Genomic DNA, 494 nt, shown 5'->3' with positions numbered 1-494 from the left:
GCGACTGCCAGCGCGAATGTAAGCACTAAAGCGATCAGCATCAGTGGTATTACGGCAAGCAACAAAACCTACGATGCAAACACCGACGCGGTCCTTGATGTCTCGGGTGCCGCAGGCTGGATCGCTGGGGATGTTGTTACGGTGGCGAGCACGGGTACCTTTGATACTAAGCATGCGGGTACCGGTAAGACGGTTAACCTGAGCGCTACCAGCTATGGTGGCGCGGATAACACTAACTACAGCATCACAGATCAGGCGACTGCCAGCGCGGATGTAAGCACTAAAGCGATTAGCATCAGTGGCATCACTGCGGGCGACAAAACCTACGACGCGAACAAAGTAGCGGCCACTGATGTGACCGGTGCGGCTGGCTGGATCGCTGGGGATGTTGTTACGGTGGCGAGCACGGGTACCTTTGATACTAAGCATGTCGGTACCGGTAAAACGGTTAACCTGAGCGCTACCAGCTATGGCGGTGCGGATAACACGAACTA

1 protein-coding gene is annotated in these 494 nt (G+C 55.3%); it reads left to right on the top strand.

Annotated elements, in window-relative coordinates; all coding sequences use genetic code 11:
• Positions 1-494: YDG domain-containing protein (locus tag H4J59_RS01375; protein ID WP_220469685.1), on the top strand; the 494-nt coding region annotated here is incomplete at both ends.

The sequence above is a fragment of the Colwellia sp. MB02u-10 genome, assembly GCF_014077185.1.
In the GTDB taxonomy this organism is placed as follows: domain Bacteria; phylum Pseudomonadota; class Gammaproteobacteria; order Enterobacterales; family Alteromonadaceae; genus Cognaticolwellia.
This window is presented reverse-complemented; position numbering and strand designations above follow the sequence as displayed.